This is a genomic window from Mycobacterium lehmannii (genome assembly GCF_002245535.1).
GTDB lineage: Bacteria > Actinomycetota > Actinomycetes > Mycobacteriales > Mycobacteriaceae > Mycobacterium > Mycobacterium lehmannii.
On record NZ_NKCN01000015.1, the window covers coordinates 82,276 to 100,862 of the forward strand.

An 18,587-nucleotide genomic window follows, 5' to 3' on the forward strand; every position below is an offset into this window, starting at 1 on the left:
TGACCGATGATGCTTCGGCGCTGCGCTGCGGTTGACGCCCGACGGTTCGCCAACGAGTACTGGGGCCGTCAACCGTTGCTCACCCGGGCCGACGCGTTGCCCCGCGACTTCAGCGATCTGCTCTCGCCCGAGACGGTCGACGAACTGATCGCCGAGCGCGGGGTTCGCGCGCCGTTCATCCGGCTGGCCAAAGAGGGCGACGTCCTGCCCAAGGACTGCTATCTGGGGCCTGCCGGCTTCGGCGCGGAGATTGCCGACCAGATCGACTCGGCCAAGCTGCTGAGCCAGTTCGCCTCGGGCGCAACGATAGTGCTGCAGGGCCTGCACCGGCTGTGGCCTCCGCTCATCGACTTCGTCCGGCAGGCGGTCGACGAGTTCGGCCATCCGGTGCAGGCCAACGCCTACATCACCCCGCCGGTGAACCGGGGCTTTGATCCGCACTACGACGTACACGACGTCTTCGTTCTGCAGGTGTCGGGGCAGAAGCGCTGGATTGTGCACGAGCCGGTGTACGAGCACCCGCTGCCGTCGCAGCCGTGGACGGGGCATCGCGCGGCGATCGATAAACGGGTGGCGCGAGACGCGCCGGTCATCGACACGGTGCTCGAGGAGGGCGACGCCCTCTATCTGCCGCGCGGGTGGGTGCATTCGGCGCAGGCGTTGCAGATGACGTCGATCCACCTCACCATCGGGATCTCCCCGGTGACGGCGGCCGACGTGGCGCGCGCCGTCGTCGACCAGTTGGCCGCCGACGCGGCCTTCCGTGGGTCTCTGCCCATGGGTGCCGCCGATGCGGATGAGACGATGGCGACGGTGTCGAAGGTCATGGCGGAAATGGTCGGGTCGCTGCGAGACGATGCGGCGACCCTGAGCGCGGGCGCTGCCGCGCACTTGGCAAGGCGTCACGCCGACCGGACCCGTCCCGTGGCCGTGCGGCCGCTGGCCGCCCTTGCGGCATCCGAGCGAGCCGCGCAGACGGCCGTCCGGTGGCGACATGGGCTGAGCGCAACCGTCGGCCAGTCCGGTGACCGGATCGTGCTGCGCCTGCCGGACCGGACCATCACGTTCCCGCAGATCTGTGGCGCCGCCGTTCGTGCCCTGCACGAGGGAACCGTCGTCGACGCGGCGAGTACGCCCGGCCTGGACGCCGCCGACGCGGCGGTCCTGATCCGGCGGTTGCTGCGGGAGGGTGTCCTCGTTCCCATGAGCAGCGCCGTTCCCGTGCAACGGAACTCGCCGGCAGACGCCGGATGACGGTCGCCAAGAGGATCCCGTGCAGCGATCAATCGCTGGCCCGCGACGACCCGATGTACGGCACTGCATCGGCGGGCTCGTCGTGGCTGCTGTTCGAGTTGAGCGGCGCCTGGGGCCCATCGGCGTTCCTGCAGTCACCGGCCTGCATTGACCCGCAACTCGGCCGCGCGATCGTGCGTCGGGCCGAGAAGGCGGGTATGCGCATCGCCGCGATCCGCAAGCACGGCCGTCGACCCGACACACCGCGGTGGCGTTGGTTTGTGGCGCACTGCGGCGTCGGCGAGGAGGCACTGCACCACGGAGAGGTCGACGACCCTCGTGACCTTCTCGAGCTCGCGCTGGACGGCAGCGACGGGAGCGTGACGACCGATCCGCTGGTCGCGATCTGCTCGCACGGCAAGCACGACCAATGCTGTGCGGTGCGCGGCCGCAGCGCATGCCGCGCGATCGCTGCGGAGTACCCGGAATTCACCTGGGAGTGTTCTCATCTCGGCGGTGACCGGTTCGCCGCGACCATGCTCATCCTGCCGGAAGGGCTGTGCTACGGCAGGGTGGACTCCGCGGACGCCGCTGGGCTGGTACGCCTGTACCTCGAGGGCCGGTTGGACAACCGGTTCCTGCGCGGACGCACATCGCTTCCACACGCCGTGCAGGCGGCCCAGTACTTCGCCCGCGAGCGCTACGGCGACGACCGTATCGACGCGCTGCACCCGTTGCACGTCGAACGTGGTGAGCACCTCATTCAGGTTTTGCTCGACGGTGAGGCCGGTCCCATCGAGGTGATCCTGCACGAGGAGTTGTCCGAACCCCTTCTGTCGCAATGCCATGCTCGGGTGGAAGGTCAGGTACGCGTATTCACGCTCGGCTCCATGGGACCCCACGAGGTCTAGTCCGCCGCTGGACGGGATGGAATAGTTCGACGGTGCGACCGGGCGGTGAGGTTCAGGCGGCGGCCCGGCCGAAATACAGTTCCTGGGTCGCCAGGCAGACCAGCTGGCCCGCCCGGTTGTACATCGTCGATGTGGTCAGCCCGCGACCGGCGACGCCGCTGGGCGAGAACTGGTCGGACAGCACCCAATCCGACATGTCGACCGGCCGGTGGAACCACAGCGCGTGGTCGATCAGCGCGTTGAACGTCCCGATCGGAGTGGCGCCGCGCATGGCGAGCGCCGTCTCGACCATCGTCGTGCCCGACAGGTAGGCCAGCAGGCAGCTGTGCAGCACCTCGTCGTCGGCCACCGGCTCGCCCGGCCGCCACCACATCCGCATCCGCGGCGATGGTTTGCCGAGCTCGAGCGCCAAGCGGGGTGGCGCATCGATGTAGCGCAGGTCGAACGGCTGCGGGCGCACCCAGAAGCCGTTGTGCTCGTCGGCGAAGGCCGCCAGTTGCTGCTGCACCGGTGCAAGCGAATCCGGTTCCGGCACATCGGGAATCGGCCGGTGATAGTCGAGTGAATCGACGGGCGCGCTCAGCGACACCAGCGCCTCGAGCAGAATCTGGTCGTCCTGGACCGCGGTGACCTGACGCGTCGACAGCGTTCCGCCGTCGCGTGCCACGTCAACGTGCAGGTCGACCGGATAGCGGGCATCGCCTGCGCGCACGTAGTAGACGTGCGCGCTGTGCGGCGTGCGGCCGGGAGCCGTCCTGCTGGCCGCCATCAGGGCCTGGCCGGCGATGTGTCCGCCCACGATGTGGTGTGCCGGGTTGTCGAGTTGCGTCGCGACGAAGTGCCGGTCGCCCCGTCGGTCCACTTCGAGCGTGGTGATGATGTCGGCGAGGGTCGGCGCGCGGTAAGTCACCCCCGGCATCATGCCAGTGCGATTTCGGTGCGGTTCGTTGCGCTCAGCGCGACAAACTGCACCCAAATCACAGCTCGGCGAGGATCACCGCCACGAACTCGTCGACGTCGGCCTCGGTGGTGTCCCACGCCGTCATCCAGCGCACCTCGCCGCGTGAGCGGTCCCAGTCGTAAAACCGCACCCGCTGGCGGACACGGTCGGCCGCATCGGTCGGCAGCGACGCGAAGATCGCGTTCGCCGGGCTCTCCTGGGTGAATACGAGCCCGGTCGGCGGTCCCTCGGCGATGTGGGCCTCGAGGGCAGAGCGCAGCCGCGCCGTCATGGCGTTCGCGTGCGCGGCGCTGCGCAGGCCGAGGTCGTTCTCGAAAAGCGTCAGCAGCTGCACCGAAGTGAAGCGCATTTTGCTGGCCAGCTGCATCGTCAGCTTCCGCAGATACTTCAGCCCGCTCGCACGGGCCTTATCGAGCACGACCACCGCCTCGGCGCCGAGCAGGCCGTTCTTGGTGCCGCCCAAGCTGAGGACGTCGACCCCCGCGTCCGTGGTGAACGCCCGAAACGGCACACCGAGCGCCGCTGCCGCATTCCACAGCCGCGCCCCGTCCATGTGCACCGCCATCCCATTGGCGTGCGCGAAGTCCACCACCGCCCGAACCTCGTCTGGCGTGTACACGGTCCCCATCTCGGTCGTCTGGGTGATGCTCACCGCAAGCGGCTGGGCCCGATGCTCGTCACCCCAACCCCAGGCCTCGCGGGCGACGAGTTCGGGGGTCAGCTTGCCGTCGGTGGTGGGCACCGTCAGCAGCTTGATCCCGGTCATGCGCTCGGGTGCGCCGGCTTCGTCGGTGTGGATGTGAGCGGTCGACGCGGTGACAACGGCGCCCCAGCGCGGCAGAACACTGGTCAGCGCAACCACATTCGCGCCGGTGCCGTTGAAGACCGGATAAATCTCGGCGCCCGCGCCGAAGTGCTCGCCGATCACCTCCTGCAACCGCGCGGTATACGCGTCCTGCCCATATGCGGGTTGGTGGCCGCCGTTGGCGGCGGCCAGCGCGGCGAGCACCTCCGGATGCACGCCGGCGTTGTTGTCGCTGGCGAAGCCTCGCCGATGGAGGTCGTGAAGTGTCCCGACGGTCACGCGCTCATCCTTCCATCGGGCGGTCGGGTGCGGCGGCCTCGATTTCGTCGCGAATACATGTATGTGCTATGCATACTTAGTGGCGCCGTCACGATACGACCAACTCGACGACCTGCTGACCCGCATCGCGGTCGCGCGGCAGCGGCCGGGTTGGCGGGATCGTCTTCTCGACGGCGCAGGCCCCGTGACCACCGCGTCGACCCTGCGGGTGCTGCGCGCGGTCGAGCAGTGCCAGCAGCTTTCCGGCGGCGCCTCCATCCGCGACATCGCCGATTTCCTTGCCGTCGACCACTCCACCGCGAGCCGGTCGGTGGCCGCCGTCGTCGCCGCAGGCCTGGTGGCCAAGACGTTCGCCGCCGACGATCAGCGCCGCTGCATGCTCGTGCTGACCGAAGCCGGGCACGAGGCCTCGCAGACGGTGACCGACCGCAGGCGCGAACTGGTCGCCGAGATGATCGAGGACTGGCCCGACGCCAGCGTCGACACCCTGGTCGATCTTCTCGACCGGTTGGCCGAACGGTTCGAAGGGGCGTCGGCCCGATGACCGCCGAAGCCACGGCCCCACCGCAGGAACGCGGTGCGCTCGGGTTGATGTTCGATCCGGTGTTCGGTGCGTTGTTCTGGGGAAAGATCTTCTCGGTCGTGGCGGTCTGGACGCACGGCATCGTCGCCGCGATCGTGATGTTCGACGCGACGCGATCGGCCCTCATGGTGGGGTTGGTCGGCGTCGTCCAGTTCGCGCCCCAGCTGATCCTCAGCCCCATGAGCGGCAAGTGGGCCGACACCGGCAACCCCGCGCGGCAGATCCTGCTCGGCCGGGTGTTGTGTGTGGCCGGTTCCGGATTCACGGCGGTGTGGTTGTTCGCCGACCCCGCAGGAGACGACATCTCCGATGCCGTTCCCGTGCTCCTGGGCACGCTCCTGGTCGGGTTCGGCTTCGTGGTGGGCGGGCCCGCGATGCAGTCGATCGTGCCGAACCTCATCCGCGACGGTGAACTGTCGACGGCCATGGCGCTCAACAGCTTCCCCATGACCATCGGGCGCATCGTCGGCCCCGCGGCGGGCGCGTACATCGCCGCGCATCTAGGGGCCGGAGCCGCGTTCGCGGTCAGCGCGGTTCTGCATCTCGTGTTCGCGTTCTTCCTGCTCGCCGTGCGGTTCCCCGCACCGCCGATGCGGCTCGCCGACACCGATTACCGCGTGCGCGTGGCGCTGCGATACGTGTGGCGGGATCGCCCGCTGTTTCTGGCGCTGCTCGCGGTGACCACCGTCGGGCTGGCGTCCGACTCGTCGATCACGCTGACCCCCTCGTTGGCCGACGAACTGGGCGGCGGCGCCAGCCTGGTCGGAACGCTGTCCGCGGTGTTCGGCGTCGGCGCGGCGGTCGGCATGGCGACCTTGGCGTTGCTGCGCGGCCGGATCGCGTCGCAGAACGTGTCGGCGATCGGGCTGGCAGGGCTCGGGTTCGGGTGTGCGGTGCTCGCAGCCGCGCCGGTGACCGCGGTGGCCATCGCGGGGTTCGTCCTTGCCGGACTGGGTTTCGGTTGGGCGATGACCGGGCTGAGTACCGTCGTGCAGGAGCGGGCGCCCGAGCCGTTGCGGGGGCGCATCATGGCGCTCTGGCTGGTCGGCTTCCTCGGTTCACGTCCCATCGCCGCGGCCGTGCTCGGCGGCGCGGCCGACGTGTTCAACGTGCAGGTGGCCTTCGCGGTGGCGATGGTGTTCTGCGCGACGGCCGCCCTGTGGTGCCGCCCGGCCAAACTGGCCGGCCCGCTGCCATCACACGTTTAGCGTTGCGCCTCAGGAACTTTCGGCGGCCTTGCGCGCCCGTTCCGTCATGGAGGCCACCACTCCACCGTCGTTGAGGATGTCGGTGCCGGTGAGGTAGCCCGCCTTGGGACTGACGCAGAACGCGAACAGCTCGGCCATCTCCTGCGGTGTGCCCCACCGCGGGACGGCGGCGTCGGTGACCATCGCGCCAGCGCCTGCCTGCTCCTCCAGCCTGCCCATCTCGGTGTCGACGGATCCCGGGGAGACCGAGACGATGCGCAGGCCCTTGCCGTTGAACCGTTCGGCCTGTGACGAGCTGTACCAGCGGACGAAACTCTTGCTGATCGCGTAGGCGATGCCCGAACGCCCTTCCGGCCCGGCGATGTCGCATGCGGCCAGCATGTCGGCCATGAACGCGTCCTGATCGGCCATCGCCTGCGGGAACTTGTCTTTGGGGATCATCTCCTCGGGCAGCATGTGCGCGGCCATGGATGCGACGTTCACGATCGCGGCGCCCTCGGAGGCCGCCTCGAAGAACACCTCGTTGACGTTGACCGTGCCGATCGCGTTGGTGCGCATCACATATTCGGCGTCACCCATGCTGGGGCTCACGCCCGCGGTGTGAACCACCGAGGCGATGGTTCCCACGCCGGTCGCCGTCTCGAAGAGCCGATCGACCGCCGCCCGGTCGGTGACATCACAGTGCACGGCGGTGACGGTGATGCCCGCGTCGGCCAACTCCGCGGCCGCGGTGTCGAGCCGGTCCTTCCTGACGTCGCACAGGACCAGGGCATCGTCATGTCCGAGGATGCGGGCCGTCGACTGGCCCATGCCACCGGCGCCACCGGTGATGATCGACACTCGACTCATAGCGGGAACGCTATACCGAAAGCGCGACGGGATGCCCGACGGGTGGCGCGTCCGTTAGACGCCTACCGCGCGCTCCAGATCCTTCAGCGACGTCTCGAGGTGGCCGAGCAGCCGCTGAAGCGACGGCACGCTCCCCCGGTCGCCGACCAACCCGAAGTCGAGGTTGTCGGCGTTGTTGGCCAACGTGATGTTGAGCGCCTGCCCGTCGAGCGGAATCGAGAACGGGTAGTTGCCGTCGAGTCGGGCGCCGTTCCAGTACATCGGCTGCCTGGCGCCGGGCACGTTGGAGATCACGATGTTGAACGGCGGTGGCGACGTGGAGACGAAGCCCGGCAGCAATCCGAGCGCCAGCCCGCCCACCAACAACGCCGACAAAGCCAACTGCTGAACCCGCGGCAGTTCGGAGAAGACTTTCTTGTTGTCGCGCATCGACGTGGCGATCGCTTCCAGCCGGTGCACGGGATCCTCGAGATCGGTGGCGAGATTGCAAAGGATTGCGCCCACCAGGTTCCCACCGCCCTCGGCGTCCTTCTCGGTGCGCAGATTCACCGGAACCATCGCGACCAGCGGCGTGTCCGGCAACGCGCGTTCGTCGGCCAGATACTCCCGCAGCGCCCCCGCACACATGGCCAGCACGACGTCGTTGACGGTCACGCCCGCAGCGCTTTTGACCTTCTGGATGCGCTCCAACGCCCACGACTGGGCCGCGACGCGCCGGGCCCCGCCGATGCGGACGTTGAGCATCGTCTTCGGTGCGCGGAACGGAAGGGTGAGCTCCTGCTCGATGAGGGCGGCTCGCGCCAGCGACAGCGTGGTCGGTGCGAGACCGGCGACCGAGCTCGCGGCCTCGCTCACCGTCTGCAGCAGTGACGGACCGGATTTCGGGCCCGACCGGCGCCGTGGCGGCAAGCTCCACGGTGCCTGAATCGACGTGTCACCCGGATCGGTGGAAAGCGTCCGCTGCACCAGCTTCATTGCCGATACGCCGTCGATAAGCGAGTGGTGAAACTTCGTGTAAACCGCGAAGCGTCCGTCGGCCAGCCCCTCGATCAGGTGCGCCTCCCACAACGGGCGGTGGCGGTCGAGCAGCGTGCCGTGCAATCTCGAGACCAGCTCGAGTAGCTCACGCACCCGGCCCGGCGCCGGGAGCGCCGAGCGGCGCAGATGGTATTCGAGATCGATGTCCTTGTCGGAGGACCACACCAGGTTCGTGAGCCCGCCGAAGAACGCCGGATGTTTGCGGAAGGTCGGCTGCACATCGGTCTGCTCCACAAGGGTGTCGTAAAGGTCCCGCAGGAAGTCGGGGCCGGCCCCGTCCGGTGGCACGTACAGCGTCAGACCGCCGACATGCATTGGGTGTTCCCGGGATTCGCCGAGCAGAAAGATCAGGTCCGTGGGTGATATCGGTTGCATACGGCCTCCGGCTTCGATGCTTGAGAATGCTCAAGGCTTGTCTGTACATCCCCCACGCGGTCATCGCACAAACGTGTATTGCGGCCGGTGACCAGGACGCTGCTTCAGCCTCCCACTCACGGGACGACCGCGCCAGGTCATCCGACGGCGGACGACGAAGGTGGCGCGGAATGCCCCTCGGGCCCGACGTGCGTCATCAACCGGACGATCTCTTTGCGGTCGGCTTCCGACGGCATACCCATGTCCGGTGTGTAGCCGTACACCTCGTGCAGCGGCGTGGAATCGGTGCGGGTGTCGAGGATGTCGACGTCTTCGGTGGTGATCAATCCGGGATGTTCGACGCCGCACGCCTCGGCCACCTTGACCAGGTCGCGGCGCAGCGTCCTGACGTAGTTGGCGACCCGCTCGGCCTTGACGTCGGGCACCAGGCCACGGGCCAACCATGCGTTCTGGGTCGCGACTCCGGTCGGACAGGTGTCGGTGTGGCATTTCAGCGCCTGGATGCACCCGATCGCGAGCATCGCCTCGCGCGCGACGTAGACCAGATCGCAGCCGAGCGCGAAGCCGACGATGGCGTTGTCCGGCAGGCCGAGCTTGCCCGCGCCGATGAAGACCACATCCTCGTGCAGGCCCCGCTCGGCGAAGATCCGGTACGTCCGCGCGAAGCCGAGTTGGAAGGGCAGCGACACGGTGTCGGTGAAGATCAGCGGTGCCGCGCCGGTGCCACCCTCGCCGCCATCGATGGATATGAAGTCGACGCCGCGGCCGGTGTCTCGCATGAGATCGGCCAGATCGCACCAGAACTCGAGATCACCGACGGCCGACTTGATCCCCACCGGCAGGCCCGTCTCGGCGGCCAGCAGTTCCACCCAGTCCAGAAGGCTGTCGACGTCGGAGAACTCTGCGTGCCGCGATGGGCTCACGCAGTCGCGACCCTCGGGGATTCCACGAGCGGCGGCGATCTCGGCGGAGACCTTCGGTGCGGGCAGCAGCCCTCCCAGAGTCGGCTTGGCCCCTTGGCTGAGTTTGATCTCCAGCGCCCGCACCGGCGCACGCGCCACCACGTCTTTGAGCTTGGCCAGATCGAAGCGACCGTCGCCGTCCCGGCACCCGAAGTAGGCGGTGCCGATCTGGAAGATCAGTTCCCCGCCGTGGCGGTGGTAGCGCGAGATGCCGCCCTCGCCGGTGTTGTGGAGACAGTCGGCCAGTGCGGCCCCCTTGTTGAGCGCCTCGACGGCATTGGCCGACAGCGATCCGAAGCTCATCGCGGAGATGTTGACCACCGAGTTCGGCCGGAACGCGCCGGGTCGGTCGCGGGCCGCCCCGATCACCTTGGCGCACGGCACCTGTATCTCGCGGCTGGTGCCCGGTGACGACGGTGGGACGGTCTTGGCGAACGTGCGATGTTTGATCACCGGATAGCCGGAGGTGTACTCCAGGTCGTTGTCGGTGCCGAAGCCGAAGTAGTTGTTCTGTTTCTTGGCCGACGCGTACACCCACCGTCGCTGGTCCCGGGTGAAGGGCCGTTCCTCGTCGTTGGCCGCGACGATGTACTGCCGCAACTCCGGGCCGATGGCTTCGAGTAAGTACCTCGCATGCCCGACGACGGGAAAGTTTCGCAGGAGTGCGTGCCTGCGCTGAAACAGATCACGCACGGCCACGGCGCCCATCGTCGAGGCGGCCGCGGCGGCGAGACCACGTACGGTGCGGCCCATGAGGTCAGGGTTTCCGGACAGCCACGGACCGAAACCCGCCCGTCACCGCGCGTGACGCAGGATCAGGAGTTCGCCGGTCAGCGTTCCGTTTTCGAGTAGCCGCCCGATGTCGCCGCTCTGCTCTTCGGCCAGCCGCCACGCCCGCTTGCGGCCGTGCCGTTCGGACAGCGTGGTCTCCACCTTCTCGGCGCGTTCGGTCCACACCGCTGGAATGTCGGGCAGATCGGCGGTGCACAGCCGTTCCTCCACGACGAAGGACGCTTGGCCGATGAGCTCGTCGAGACGCTCCGGTGTGGGGAAGTGATTGTCCGGAAGTCGATCGCCAGGGATTGCGCGATGCGCCACGAACGCCAGCAGCCCGACGCTCCCGCCGGGTCGCACCGTGCGGCGTAACTCGTTGAGAAGCGTGAGCTGATCCGGTGTGGTGCACAGGACGCCCAGCGACCACGCCGCGTCGAATCGCGAGTCGGCGATCGGCAGCGCAGAGCCGAGCCCACAGAGCACCGGGTGGTCGAACAACCTGCTCGCCGCCCGGCATGCCCCGGTTTCGGGCTCGACGAGCACCGGTCGCACCGAGCGCGCCTGCGCCGCGTACGCGGCCGGGCCGCCGACACCCGCGCCGCAGTCCAGCAGCGTGTCGCCCGCCGCCAGCCCCATCCGCTCGATCAGCCAATCCAGTGCGGCCGGGCTTCCGCTTCCCCGGCACGCCGCGGGGATGTGGTAATCCGGTCCCAGATCCGCGGCCACCTGCGCCGTCCATTCTGCGACCGTGTCGAACTCGGCCTCCATCGCCTCACTCACGCTGCCACCTCCTGGATGCGGCGCCCCACCTCGGCCTTGATCTCGGCGCCGACGCGGGCACCGGATGCCGACGCCAGCCCGGAGACGTTCACGCCTTCGACGCCGTCGATCGACAGCAACGCTTCCGCCTCGGCGACCGCCGCCTCGATTCCCGCCGCCACCGGGTCTGCGGCGCCCAGGACGTATTCGGTCACCGACGGGTCTAGCTCGAGCCCGGGCAGCCCCTGCAGGACGGCCGCGGACACGCTGTCGGTGAACACCGCGACCGCCGCGATCACCGGGATGGACAGGCCCGCGGCGCGGGCGGACTGCATGAAGTCGGCGATCATGGCCGGGAACGGCACGTGGTTGAGAACCGCCAAACTGGCTCCGGCGCGCTGCTTTTCCACGAGACGGGCGGGCCGTCCATGTACCGGCGGCGCCGTCGGCGTCTCGGGTACCGCGGCGACCATGCCGATCGACGCCGCAAGCTCGACCAGGCGCGGCCCGTCCAGGTCGAAGGTCTGCGTCACGTCGGGGCGGACGTCATAGCCCCGACCGTCACCCGTCACGCACAACGCAGTGTCGACGCCGATACTGAGTAACCCCCGCAGTTCCTGCTCGAGAACCACCCGGTTGCGGTCGCGGCACGACAGCGTGATCCACGGCGCCACACCGGCGTCGAGCAGCAGGCTGCCCATCAGCGTGGGCGGGAAGTCCGGTTTGTTCTGATGCTCACCGACCAGAACGGCGTCACACGACGGTGCAAGAAGACCGGCGGTTGCCGCGACGTCCTGCGCATCGAATGCGGCGTTGCTGAAGTCGGTGAGCACGGGGTGGATTGACCGGCCGGGGTTGGTGTCGCGGCCCCGACCACGGCACCACGTCGGCGAATGTGCACGGACCCGCGCGCATCTCGCACTGGCCGTCGGGGCGCACACCACCACACGGACCGAACTCCATCCGTTTGGGACAGCCCAGCTCTGGTGGCGATGTCACGTGTCTCCCCTTCGACGCTGAGCTCAGATACCCACCGCGTGCCCGTGGCAATCGCCACGGTGGTGCGCGCCGGTTTGAGAACCGACAGGTCGGGGCATCAACCCGCCGTGCTGACCGCAGTGTGGTACGGCCTGGCCGCATCCAGCTCCCTCGTCATCGGCTCGCTGGTGGGAGCGAGATGGAGCCCGCCGAAACGGGTGACGGGTGTGCTGCTCGCCTTCGCGAGCGGGGCGCTGATCTCGGCATTGGCGTTCGAACTGTTCGAAGAGGCCTACCACATGGGCGGTGCGGTGCGTTCGGGCCTCGGCCTGCTCGCAGGTGCGGCCACGTTCGTCGCCGTCGACACCGCGTTGGACAGATACATCAGCGGGAAATCCGGGCCCGACACCCGGGAAGTCGCCACCTCGGGAGCGCGCGGCGGGGTCGGGTTCGCGTTGTTGGCCGCGGTGACGTTGGACGGTGTGCCGGAGAACCTCGCGCTCGGTGTCTCGCTCGTGGGCGGTGTGTCGCTGTCGCTGCTGGTGGCGATCTTCTTCTCGAACCTGCCGGAGTCCCTCGTCGGCGCGGTCGCGATGCGCGAGTCGGGAACCAGCGCCCGCGCCGTCGTTCTGACGTGGTCGCTGTGCGCGTTGTTGCTGGCCGTCGCCGTGGTGCTGGGTCGTACGGTCGCGTCGGGATTGGACGACACCCTGCTGGCGGTCGCGTTGTCCTTCGCAGGCGGCGCGGTCCTGGCGTCACTCGCCGACACCCTCATGCCGGAGGCGTTCGAACACGGCCGCCCGCTCAACGCGTTTGCAACCGCCGGCGGGTTCTTCCTGTCGTTCGTGCTCGCCGGCTGACGTGCCCCTCACACCGCCCGCAACCCGTACAGGTACGTGGTGAGGTACTCGTCGATGACTGGACGACGGATCTTCTGAGCCTCGGGCATCGTGATGAGCAATGCGTAGAGGCCGACCAGGAACGAGATTCCGTTCAGCATCACATCGACGTCGCCGGGAATCTCACCGCGGTCTTGTGCGCGGCGCAGTTCCTCGACGACGGCGACGATGACCGGATGTACGGTCCATTCCTCGGACGGGGCTCGAGTGGTGGAGAAGTGCAGCGCCAGAAAGTCTTTGAACAAGCGTGCGCCTAACCTGCGTTCGAGCGCCTCGAGCACGGTGACCGCTTTCGCCAGGGTCGCCCGCACATCGTGAGGCCGTCGGTAGTACCGCGCCAGCTCCGCGGCCATGCGCTCCTGTTCGCGTCGTTCCAACTCGAGGAGGACGTGTTCCTTGGTCGGGAAGTGGAAGAAAAAGGTGCCGTGAGCGACGCCGGCCGCCGAGACGATGGCACCGATGTCAGCAGCCGCGATACCCCCGCGCTTGAACTCGGCGATCGCTGCACCGAGCAGCCGCTCACGCGTCTGGAGCCCCTTCCTGCCGCGCTCGGTCTTCTCCGGTTTGAGCACTGACATCCGTTCCGTTCCCTTGGGCTCCGCTTGTGAAGACTCTACAAGCGCCGCCGGAAGTAAGCTGACTCAAATCAGATTTCAGGGTTCCAATCCGGATCGGGAACCGATACGGTCCTGCAAGAACAACGGCTGAAGAACAACGCTTTTGGCTGGCAACTCGCGACGGGCAGTGGTGTACCCCGCCTCATCCGAGCTGCAAAAAGTTGACTCGAGTCACGTGGAGGGTGCGGTGCAGATCCTCGAAGAGGTGCAGGACCTGCCGAAGGCGGGCAATATCAGAGCTCAGTGGGTGAGCCTGTGGACCGGGCCGGCGGTCGGGGCCGTACTGATGCTGGCGCTGCTGGCGTTTCCCGGTTTCTGGCCACCACTGTCACCGCTGCTGTCCGCCGACCAGGTGGCGACGTTCTACGCCGACAACACCGCGTGGATCCGCTTCAGCCAGGTCACGTTCAACCTGTGCGGGATCATGATCCTGCCGTTCTTCATGGTGATCGTCGTGCAGATGAAACGGATGAAGACGCAGAGCCACGTCTTCGCCTACTGCTATCTCACCGCGGTCGTCAGCGGCGCAACGATTTTCGCCTTGTCGAACATTTTCTTCCTGGTCGCGGCGTTCCGCCCCGACCGCAACCCCGATGTCGTACTGGTGCTCAACGATCTCGCATGGATTGTGTTCATCGCCCCGGTCGGCATGGTCGTCACGCAGTTCGTGCTGCTGGCCGTAGCCGTCTACTTCGACGACGGGCCCGACCCCGTCTTTCCACGCTGGGTCGGGCATTACTCATTGGCGACCGGCGTAGCGATGGTGCCCGCGGCCGGTGCGGCCGTGTTCCACACCGGCCCACTGGCCTGGGACGGGCTGCTGTCCTTCTGGGTTCGCAACGGGGCCTTCGCGTTGTTCGTCGTCGTGATGTTCTTCGTACTGCGTCGTGCAGTGCTCAGACAAGCGCACGACGAAGGTGTCGCGCGGTGAGCACGCTGCTCACGCGCCGGTTCACCCAGGAATCCGATGGACCTCCCGGCGGGAAACCCGATGTGCGGCTGGTCTGTTGGTTCTTCCCGGCCTGGTATGCGGTCTTCGGCGTCATCATCTGCGTACTGGCCAGGGTGACGCCGCCGCCGCGTCCCGACGTCACCGCCGCCGACAAGGTCGCGTTCTTCGCCGAGAACGGTCTGACAATCCGGGTCGGCTTCTGCGTACTGCTGATCCTGCTCGGCGGGGCGGCCGTCACCAACGGCCTGGTGGCGTACTTCATCCTGCGCATGTCCGTCGGCTCCGTGTTCGCGTACGGCTACATCGGCGGCATGGGTGTCGGGGCACTACCGGGGTTTCTTCTCGTCGCGGTGTGCTTTCTCACCGCCACCTTCCGAGTCGACCGCGACCCGGAGCTCGTCAGCATGCTCTACGACCTGGGCATGTTGTCCTACAACGGCTCGCTGGGGTGTTTCTCTGCGGCCTACCTGGTGTTCGCGCTGGCGATCCTCTACGACAAGCACGACATCTTCCCGAAATGGTTTGCCTACGTGACCATCTGGCAGATCGTCACCGAGGTCATCGCCACCCAGATGTTCGTGGCCTACTCGGGTCCGTTCGCCTGGAACGGTTCACTAGCGTTCTGGTGGTCGGTCGTCGTCTTCAGTCTCTGGCTGGGGGCGCTGATCGTCCTGCTCAAGCGGGCCACCAACCGCGAGCCGGTCGACGCTCCTGCCCTGGATTGAGGATTGCACTGTGACACAGTCTGATTCGAGGGAGCTGACAACTCCGGCCGGCGACGCGCCGACGACCACCGCGCCCCCGTCAGCCGGCCATCTGTCCGGAGACATTCACATGTGGGTGATGGTGCTCGGCGACCTGGTCATCTTCGCGGGATACTTCGTCATCTTCATGGTCTACCGAGCCATGAACCCCGACGAGTTTCTCGCCGCCCAGCAGCACCTCGACATCAACATCGGGGTGCTCAACACCGTGATCCTGTTGACCAGTTCGTGGTTCATCGCCCGAAGCGTGCTGGCCGCCCGAGGCGGTTCCCACCGCCGGGCGATCAGGTTGGTCTACGCGGGCGGCTTCTGCGGTCTGCTGTTCATCGGTTTCAAGGGCTACGAATGGGCCAGCAAGATCGCGGCGGGCCACACCAACTCCGAGATGTTCTATTCCTTTTACTACGTGCTGACCGGTGTGCACCTGGTGCATGTGCTGATCGGCCTGATCGTGCTCGGGGTCATCGTGCGCGAACTGAACAACCCCGGCAGGCGCAGGACGTCGATGGTCGAGTCGGGCGCCGTCTACTGGCACATGGTCGACCTGCTCTGGGTGATCATCTTCGGACTGCTCTACGTGATGAGGTGACGGTGACCAGCACATCGAAGACTCGACGCCACCACACCGCCACCAGCACCATGGCGTGGACCTGGGTGGTCCTCACCGCGATCACGGTCGGCGCATGGTGGCTGGCGCCGGCCCACTTCACCGACACCGTGTACGCCAGCACCTCGATCACCGCGCTGGTCCTGGCACTCACCTTCGTCAAGGCACGGTTGATCATTCGCAACTTCATGGAGGTCAAGACCGGACCGCGCTGGCTCAAACGGTCCACCGACGCCTGGCTGGGCCTGCTTCTGGTGACGGTGTTCGTGATCTACCTCATCTGACTTGGAGCCTTTGCGCACCGGGTACGTTCGTTGTGGTGGATGACGCAGAGGACCAGAAAGCCGACGACATCGCCCTCACCGGGGTCTCGGAGACCGCGCTGCTGACGCTGAACGGAAGGGCGCACCAGGCCCGTCATCCGAACGCGATCATCGACGATCCGATGGCGATCCGCCTCGTCGACGCGATCGACTTCGACTTCGACAAGTTCGGCCGCAAAGGCCAGGAGATGGGCCTGCGCTCGCTGGCGTTCGACCGGGCGGCGAGCCACTACCTCTCGGAGCATCCGCGCGCCACCGTCGTCGCGCTGGCCGAGGGCCTGCAGACCAGCTTCTGGCGTCTGAACACCCTCCTGCCGCACGCCGAATTTCGTTGGCTGACAGTCGATTTACCACCGGTCATCGACTTGCGCGAGCACCTGCTACCCGCATCGCCGCGGATCACCACGCTGGCGCAGTCGGCGCTCGACTACTCGTGGATGGACAAGGTCGACGACAGCAACGGCGTCTTCATCACCGCGGAGGGGTTGCTGATGTACCTGCAACCCGACGAGGCCATGGGGCTGATCGCCGCGTGTGCGGCCCGCTTCCCGGGCGGCCAGATGGTCTTCGACCTTCCGCCGGTCCTGGTGAAGAAGCTCGCCCCGAAGGGGATGCGGTCATCGCGCCGGTACCGCGTTCCGCCGATGCCCTTCAGCCTGTCGGCGGCGCAGTTGGCCGCGCTCCCGGACACCATCCCGGGGATCCGCGCCGTGCACGATCTGCCGATGCCGTCGGGGCGGGGCTGGTTCTTCGAGAAGGCGTTTCCGGCCTTCTGGCGGTTCAAGCCGACCCGTAACTTCCGTGGCGCGTACACCTTGCTCGAGTTCGGCTGACCGCGATCTCGCGCTGCCGAACAATCTCTTGACGTCGAAAACGGCCTCTGACGTGTGGTTCAGCGCATTTTCGATGTGATTTGATTGTTACCGAGGTTTGTCACTTTCGTCACTCGGGTAACTTTGATAACAGACCGGTCACATGGCCGGCGATCACACCGAAGAAAGAGACGAATGGGAATCCACCATGAACACCGTCCTGTACTTCAGCACCAGCGGCACCGTTTATGAGACCCGCGCGTACACCACCGCGGATATCGACCAGCTCGTAGAGGATCAGGGGCTGCAATCCCTGACCAGCGCCGACCGGCAGTTCGACTTCTGGTTCAGCCCTTCGACGCAGCGCTGCCAGCGACGCCCCAACCGAAAGGCCACCGAGCTGCTGCTGGCGACCAGCACGTTCACCGCAAAGACCGTTCCCCTGCTGCGGGGAGGCGTCGTCGTGGCCACCCATGACGAGGACGGCGAGCTCGACGGGCTCAGCTGGCAGCAACTCGACCTCCTGGTTCACCGCAGGCGCGCGCTGACGAAGCGCGACGAGCGAGCGCTGCTCAGGCGGATCGCGCGCGACGAGCGCAAGCAGCAACCGAAAGTTCCCAACCTGGCGCCCGTCTCCGTCGGGTGCGCCAGGCCACGCTCGGCCGTGCACTGACCCGTCGGGCTCAGCCGCTCCGCTGCGGAGACGCGTACCCCCACAACCAGTCGGTGTACTTGTGATCCGATGCGTCGCGGGTCCGAAACAACTCGTTGCGGGCGATGCGGCCGACCCCGTCGAGATGCCACAGCTCACCCCACATCCGGCACGTCTCGACGATCCTGTTGCAGCGCGGTACCCGTTCGGTGTTGACGCTCTTGAGGATCTGTGGCCAAGCCGCATTTCCCCCGCCCGATGCGAAGTCGGCGGCGGCGAAGTCCGCGATGCACTTGGCGTCCTCGATCGCCATCACCGCACCAGACGCGAGGTACTGCAGCGGTGGATGCGCGGCATCGCCGAGCAACATCATCCGGCCGTTTACCCAGTTCTCGATCGGATCGCGGTCGTACATCGGCCACCACCGGTCGGTCCACATGTATTCGAGTCGGCTGCGCACCTTCTCGTGGCAGTGCGCATAGGCGGGGACGAGTTCGACTGGGCCACCCCAGTTCTCGACGCCTTTGGAAAAGCCCGGCGACTTGAAGACGGCCACTTGGTTGAGCATCGTGCCTCGACGAAGTGGGTATTGGATGAAGTGGCAGTCCGGGCCGATGTATCCGATGACGTCCTCGATGTCCTCGTCGAGTCCGGCATCCTCGTACGGGATCGCGCCCCGGTATGCCGCGTATCCGGACGACACCGGCTCGTCGTCGACGATCTTGCGGCGCAGCCGGGACTTGATGCCGTCGAGCGCCAGCGCGACATCGGCCTCATGCGTGCGACCGTCGTCGGTCATGACGTACGCCCGGTCGACCTCGGTCACCACGTCGGTCACTGTGATCCCGGTGTGCAGGTCGGCACCGGCGGCCGTCGCCGCGCGAATCAGGCTGGCGTGCAGATCGCTTCGATGGGTGACGAAATACGGGCCGCCATACCGGGCCCGGAATTCGTCGCCGAGCTCGAGCCGCGTGAGCTCCTCGGCGGTGACCGCATCGCGGAACACGATGTTGCGCGGCAACACACCGTCGGCCAGCACCTCGTCGAGCAGACCCCACGATGCCAGGATCCTCGCACCGTGCGGCCCGACCTGCAGGCCGGCGCCCACCTCGCCGAATTCGCGGGCCCGCTCGAACAGCGTGACCTGCGCGCCTTGCCGCGCGAGCGCGAGCGCGGTTGCGGCACCGCCGATTCCACCGCCGGCGATGACGACATGGGTTCCGTCGAGCTTGGACATGGGTTCTCC

General features: G+C 67.1%; 19 protein-coding genes and 1 pseudogene. 11 read left to right on the forward strand and 9 right to left on the reverse strand.

The annotated features are described in order from the left end of the window. Positions 1-9 precede the first annotated feature (9 nt). Both CEX87_RS17390 and CEX87_RS17395 read left to right on the forward strand, forming a co-directional pair. Positions 10-1,254 carry a cupin domain-containing protein gene (locus CEX87_RS17390; RefSeq protein WP_094288311.1) on the forward strand — a complete coding sequence of 415 codons (1,245 nt, stop codon included), beginning with the start codon at positions 10-12 and terminating at the stop codon, positions 1,252-1,254. After that, positions 1,251-2,144, forward strand: a complete 894-nt coding sequence (locus CEX87_RS17395; RefSeq protein ID WP_064428031.1) for a sucrase ferredoxin — start codon at positions 1,251-1,253, stop codon at positions 2,142-2,144. Before CEX87_RS17390 ends, CEX87_RS17395 begins: the two co-directional genes overlap by 4 nt. 52 nt (positions 2,145-2,196) lie before the next feature. Here CEX87_RS17395 and CEX87_RS17400 read toward each other — a convergent pair whose 3' ends face one another. After that, the gene (locus tag CEX87_RS17400) at positions 2,197-3,063 is read right to left on the reverse strand and encodes an acyl-CoA thioesterase (RefSeq protein WP_233151423.1); all 867 of its coding nucleotides are present in this window, start codon (positions 3,061-3,063) and stop codon (positions 2,197-2,199) included. Between the two features lie 58 nt (positions 3,064-3,121). Continuing rightward, positions 3,122-4,189 carry a threonine aldolase family protein gene (locus tag CEX87_RS17405; protein WP_094288263.1) on the reverse strand — a complete coding sequence of 356 codons (1,068 nt, stop codon included), beginning with the start codon at positions 4,187-4,189 and terminating at the stop codon, positions 3,122-3,124. Between the two features lie 61 nt (positions 4,190-4,250). Between CEX87_RS17405 and CEX87_RS17410 the strand changes: the two genes are divergently transcribed. Together CEX87_RS17410 and CEX87_RS17415 are read left to right on the forward strand one after the other, a co-directional pair. Next, positions 4,251-4,733 (forward strand): MarR family winged helix-turn-helix transcriptional regulator, encoded by a 483-nt coding sequence (locus tag CEX87_RS17410; protein ID WP_064417810.1) that lies wholly within the window; start codon positions 4,251-4,253, stop codon positions 4,731-4,733. Further along, the gene (locus tag CEX87_RS17415; RefSeq protein ID WP_064424821.1) at positions 4,730-5,980 is read left to right on the forward strand and encodes an MFS transporter; all 1,251 of its coding nucleotides are present in this window, start codon (positions 4,730-4,732) and stop codon (positions 5,978-5,980) included. Before CEX87_RS17410 ends, CEX87_RS17415 begins: the two co-directional genes overlap by 4 nt. Before the next feature lie 9 nt (positions 5,981-5,989). Here CEX87_RS17415 and CEX87_RS17420 read toward each other — a convergent pair whose 3' ends face one another. The 5 genes and pseudogenes from CEX87_RS17420 to CEX87_RS17440 form a co-directional block, all read right to left on the reverse strand. Next, positions 5,990-6,829, reverse strand: coding sequence for an SDR family oxidoreductase (locus CEX87_RS17420; protein WP_094288265.1), 840 nt, complete (start codon positions 6,827-6,829; stop codon positions 5,990-5,992). Between the two features lie 54 nt (positions 6,830-6,883). Beyond that, positions 6,884-8,242: a WS/DGAT/MGAT family O-acyltransferase gene (locus CEX87_RS17425; RefSeq protein ID WP_094288267.1), complete on the reverse strand. Its 1,359-nt coding sequence runs from the start codon at positions 8,240-8,242 to the stop codon at positions 6,884-6,886. A gap of 137 nt (positions 8,243-8,379) precedes the next feature. After that, positions 8,380-9,957: an FMN-binding glutamate synthase family protein gene (locus tag CEX87_RS17430; RefSeq protein ID WP_094288269.1), complete on the reverse strand. Its 1,578-nt coding sequence runs from the start codon at positions 9,955-9,957 to the stop codon at positions 8,380-8,382. 42 nt (positions 9,958-9,999) lie between these two features. Further along, entirely contained in the window at positions 10,000-10,758 is a 759-nt protein-coding gene (locus tag CEX87_RS17435) for a class I SAM-dependent methyltransferase (RefSeq protein ID WP_233151424.1), read from the reverse strand. Next, positions 10,755-11,700, reverse strand: a pseudogene (locus CEX87_RS17440) (methylenetetrahydrofolate reductase). The gene CEX87_RS17435 and the pseudogene CEX87_RS17440 overlap by 4 nt, the downstream one beginning before the upstream one ends. An 80-nt stretch (positions 11,701-11,780) precedes the next feature. Here CEX87_RS17440 and CEX87_RS17450 point away from each other — a divergent pair. After that, complete coding sequence (locus tag CEX87_RS17450) at positions 11,781-12,575, forward strand: ZIP family metal transporter (protein ID WP_233151425.1); 795 nt, start codon at positions 11,781-11,783, stop codon at positions 12,573-12,575. Between the two features lie 8 nt (positions 12,576-12,583). On the opposite strand, the gene CEX87_RS17455 is transcribed toward CEX87_RS17450, so the two are convergent. Next, complete coding sequence (locus CEX87_RS17455; RefSeq protein ID WP_094288275.1) at positions 12,584-13,192, reverse strand: TetR/AcrR family transcriptional regulator; 609 nt, start codon at positions 13,190-13,192, stop codon at positions 12,584-12,586. Positions 13,193-13,418: 226 nt separating this feature from the next. Between CEX87_RS17455 and CEX87_RS17460 the strand changes: the two genes are divergently transcribed. The 6 genes from CEX87_RS17460 (at position 13,419) to CEX87_RS17485 (ending at position 17,362) form a co-directional block, all read left to right on the forward strand. Then, on the forward strand, positions 13,419-14,162 hold the full coding sequence (locus tag CEX87_RS17460; protein ID WP_064396239.1) for a hypothetical protein: 744 nt from the start codon (positions 13,419-13,421) through the stop codon (positions 14,160-14,162). After that, positions 14,159-14,908: a hypothetical protein gene (locus CEX87_RS17465; RefSeq protein ID WP_064396179.1), complete on the forward strand. Its 750-nt coding sequence runs from the start codon at positions 14,159-14,161 to the stop codon at positions 14,906-14,908. The genes CEX87_RS17460 and CEX87_RS17465 overlap by 4 nt, the downstream gene beginning before the upstream one ends. A gap of 109 nt (positions 14,909-15,017) precedes the next feature. Beyond that, positions 15,018-15,536 carry a cytochrome c oxidase subunit 3 gene (locus CEX87_RS17470; protein WP_082693633.1) on the forward strand — a complete coding sequence of 173 codons (519 nt, stop codon included), beginning with the start codon at positions 15,018-15,020 and terminating at the stop codon, positions 15,534-15,536. A gap of 50 nt (positions 15,537-15,586) precedes the next feature. Next, the gene (locus tag CEX87_RS17475; protein ID WP_064396243.1) at positions 15,587-15,838 is read left to right on the forward strand and encodes a cytochrome C oxidase subunit IV family protein; all 252 of its coding nucleotides are present in this window, start codon (positions 15,587-15,589) and stop codon (positions 15,836-15,838) included. A gap of 32 nt (positions 15,839-15,870) precedes the next feature. Next, a complete protein-coding gene (locus CEX87_RS17480) occupies positions 15,871-16,710 on the forward strand; it encodes a class I SAM-dependent methyltransferase (protein ID WP_082694205.1) in 840 nt (279 codons plus the stop codon). 187 nt (positions 16,711-16,897) lie between these two features. Next, complete coding sequence (locus tag CEX87_RS17485) at positions 16,898-17,362, forward strand: hypothetical protein (RefSeq protein ID WP_094288315.1); 465 nt, start codon at positions 16,898-16,900, stop codon at positions 17,360-17,362. Positions 17,363-17,372: 10 nt separating this feature from the next. Here the strand turns inward: CEX87_RS17485 and CEX87_RS17490 are convergent, their stop codons facing one another. Continuing rightward, entirely contained in the window at positions 17,373-18,578 is a 1,206-nt protein-coding gene (locus CEX87_RS17490) for an FAD-dependent oxidoreductase (RefSeq protein WP_094288277.1), read from the reverse strand. Positions 18,579-18,587: the final 9 nt, after the last annotated feature.

What these genes read in the sequence shown, in the direction of transcription:
- CEX87_RS17475 (WP_064396243.1), top strand. Translation starts at nt 15,587, where the DNA reads ATGGCGTGGACCTGGGTGGTCCTCACCGCGATCACGGTCGGCGCATGG.
- CEX87_RS17425 (WP_094288267.1), bottom strand. Translation starts at nt 8,242, where the DNA reads ATGCAACCGATATCACCCACGGACCTGATCTTTCTGCTCGGCGAATCC.
- CEX87_RS17430 (WP_094288269.1), bottom strand. Translation starts at nt 9,957, where the DNA reads ATGGGCCGCACCGTACGTGGTCTCGCCGCCGCGGCCGCCTCGACGATG.
- CEX87_RS17455 (WP_094288275.1), bottom strand. Translation starts at nt 13,192, where the DNA reads ATGTCAGTGCTCAAACCGGAGAAGACCGAGCGCGGCAGGAAGGGGCTC.
- CEX87_RS17410 (WP_064417810.1), top strand. Translation starts at nt 4,251, where the DNA reads ATGTGCTATGCATACTTAGTGGCGCCGTCACGATACGACCAACTCGAC.
- CEX87_RS17400 (WP_233151423.1), bottom strand. Translation starts at nt 3,063, where the DNA reads ATGCCGGGGGTGACTTACCGCGCGCCGACCCTCGCCGACATCATCACC.
- CEX87_RS17390 (WP_094288311.1), top strand. Translation starts at nt 10, where the DNA reads ATGCTTCGGCGCTGCGCTGCGGTTGACGCCCGACGGTTCGCCAACGAG.
- CEX87_RS17395 (WP_064428031.1), top strand. Translation starts at nt 1,251, where the DNA reads ATGACGGTCGCCAAGAGGATCCCGTGCAGCGATCAATCGCTGGCCCGC.
- CEX87_RS17420 (WP_094288265.1), bottom strand. Translation starts at nt 6,829, where the DNA reads ATGAGTCGAGTGTCGATCATCACCGGTGGCGCCGGTGGCATGGGCCAG.
- CEX87_RS17415 (WP_064424821.1), top strand. Translation starts at nt 4,730, where the DNA reads ATGACCGCCGAAGCCACGGCCCCACCGCAGGAACGCGGTGCGCTCGGG.
- CEX87_RS17490 (WP_094288277.1), bottom strand. Translation starts at nt 18,578, where the DNA reads ATGTCCAAGCTCGACGGAACCCATGTCGTCATCGCCGGCGGTGGAATC.
- CEX87_RS17485 (WP_094288315.1), top strand. Translation starts at nt 16,898, where the DNA reads ATGAACACCGTCCTGTACTTCAGCACCAGCGGCACCGTTTATGAGACC.
- CEX87_RS17470 (WP_082693633.1), top strand. Translation starts at nt 15,018, where the DNA reads ATGTGGGTGATGGTGCTCGGCGACCTGGTCATCTTCGCGGGATACTTC.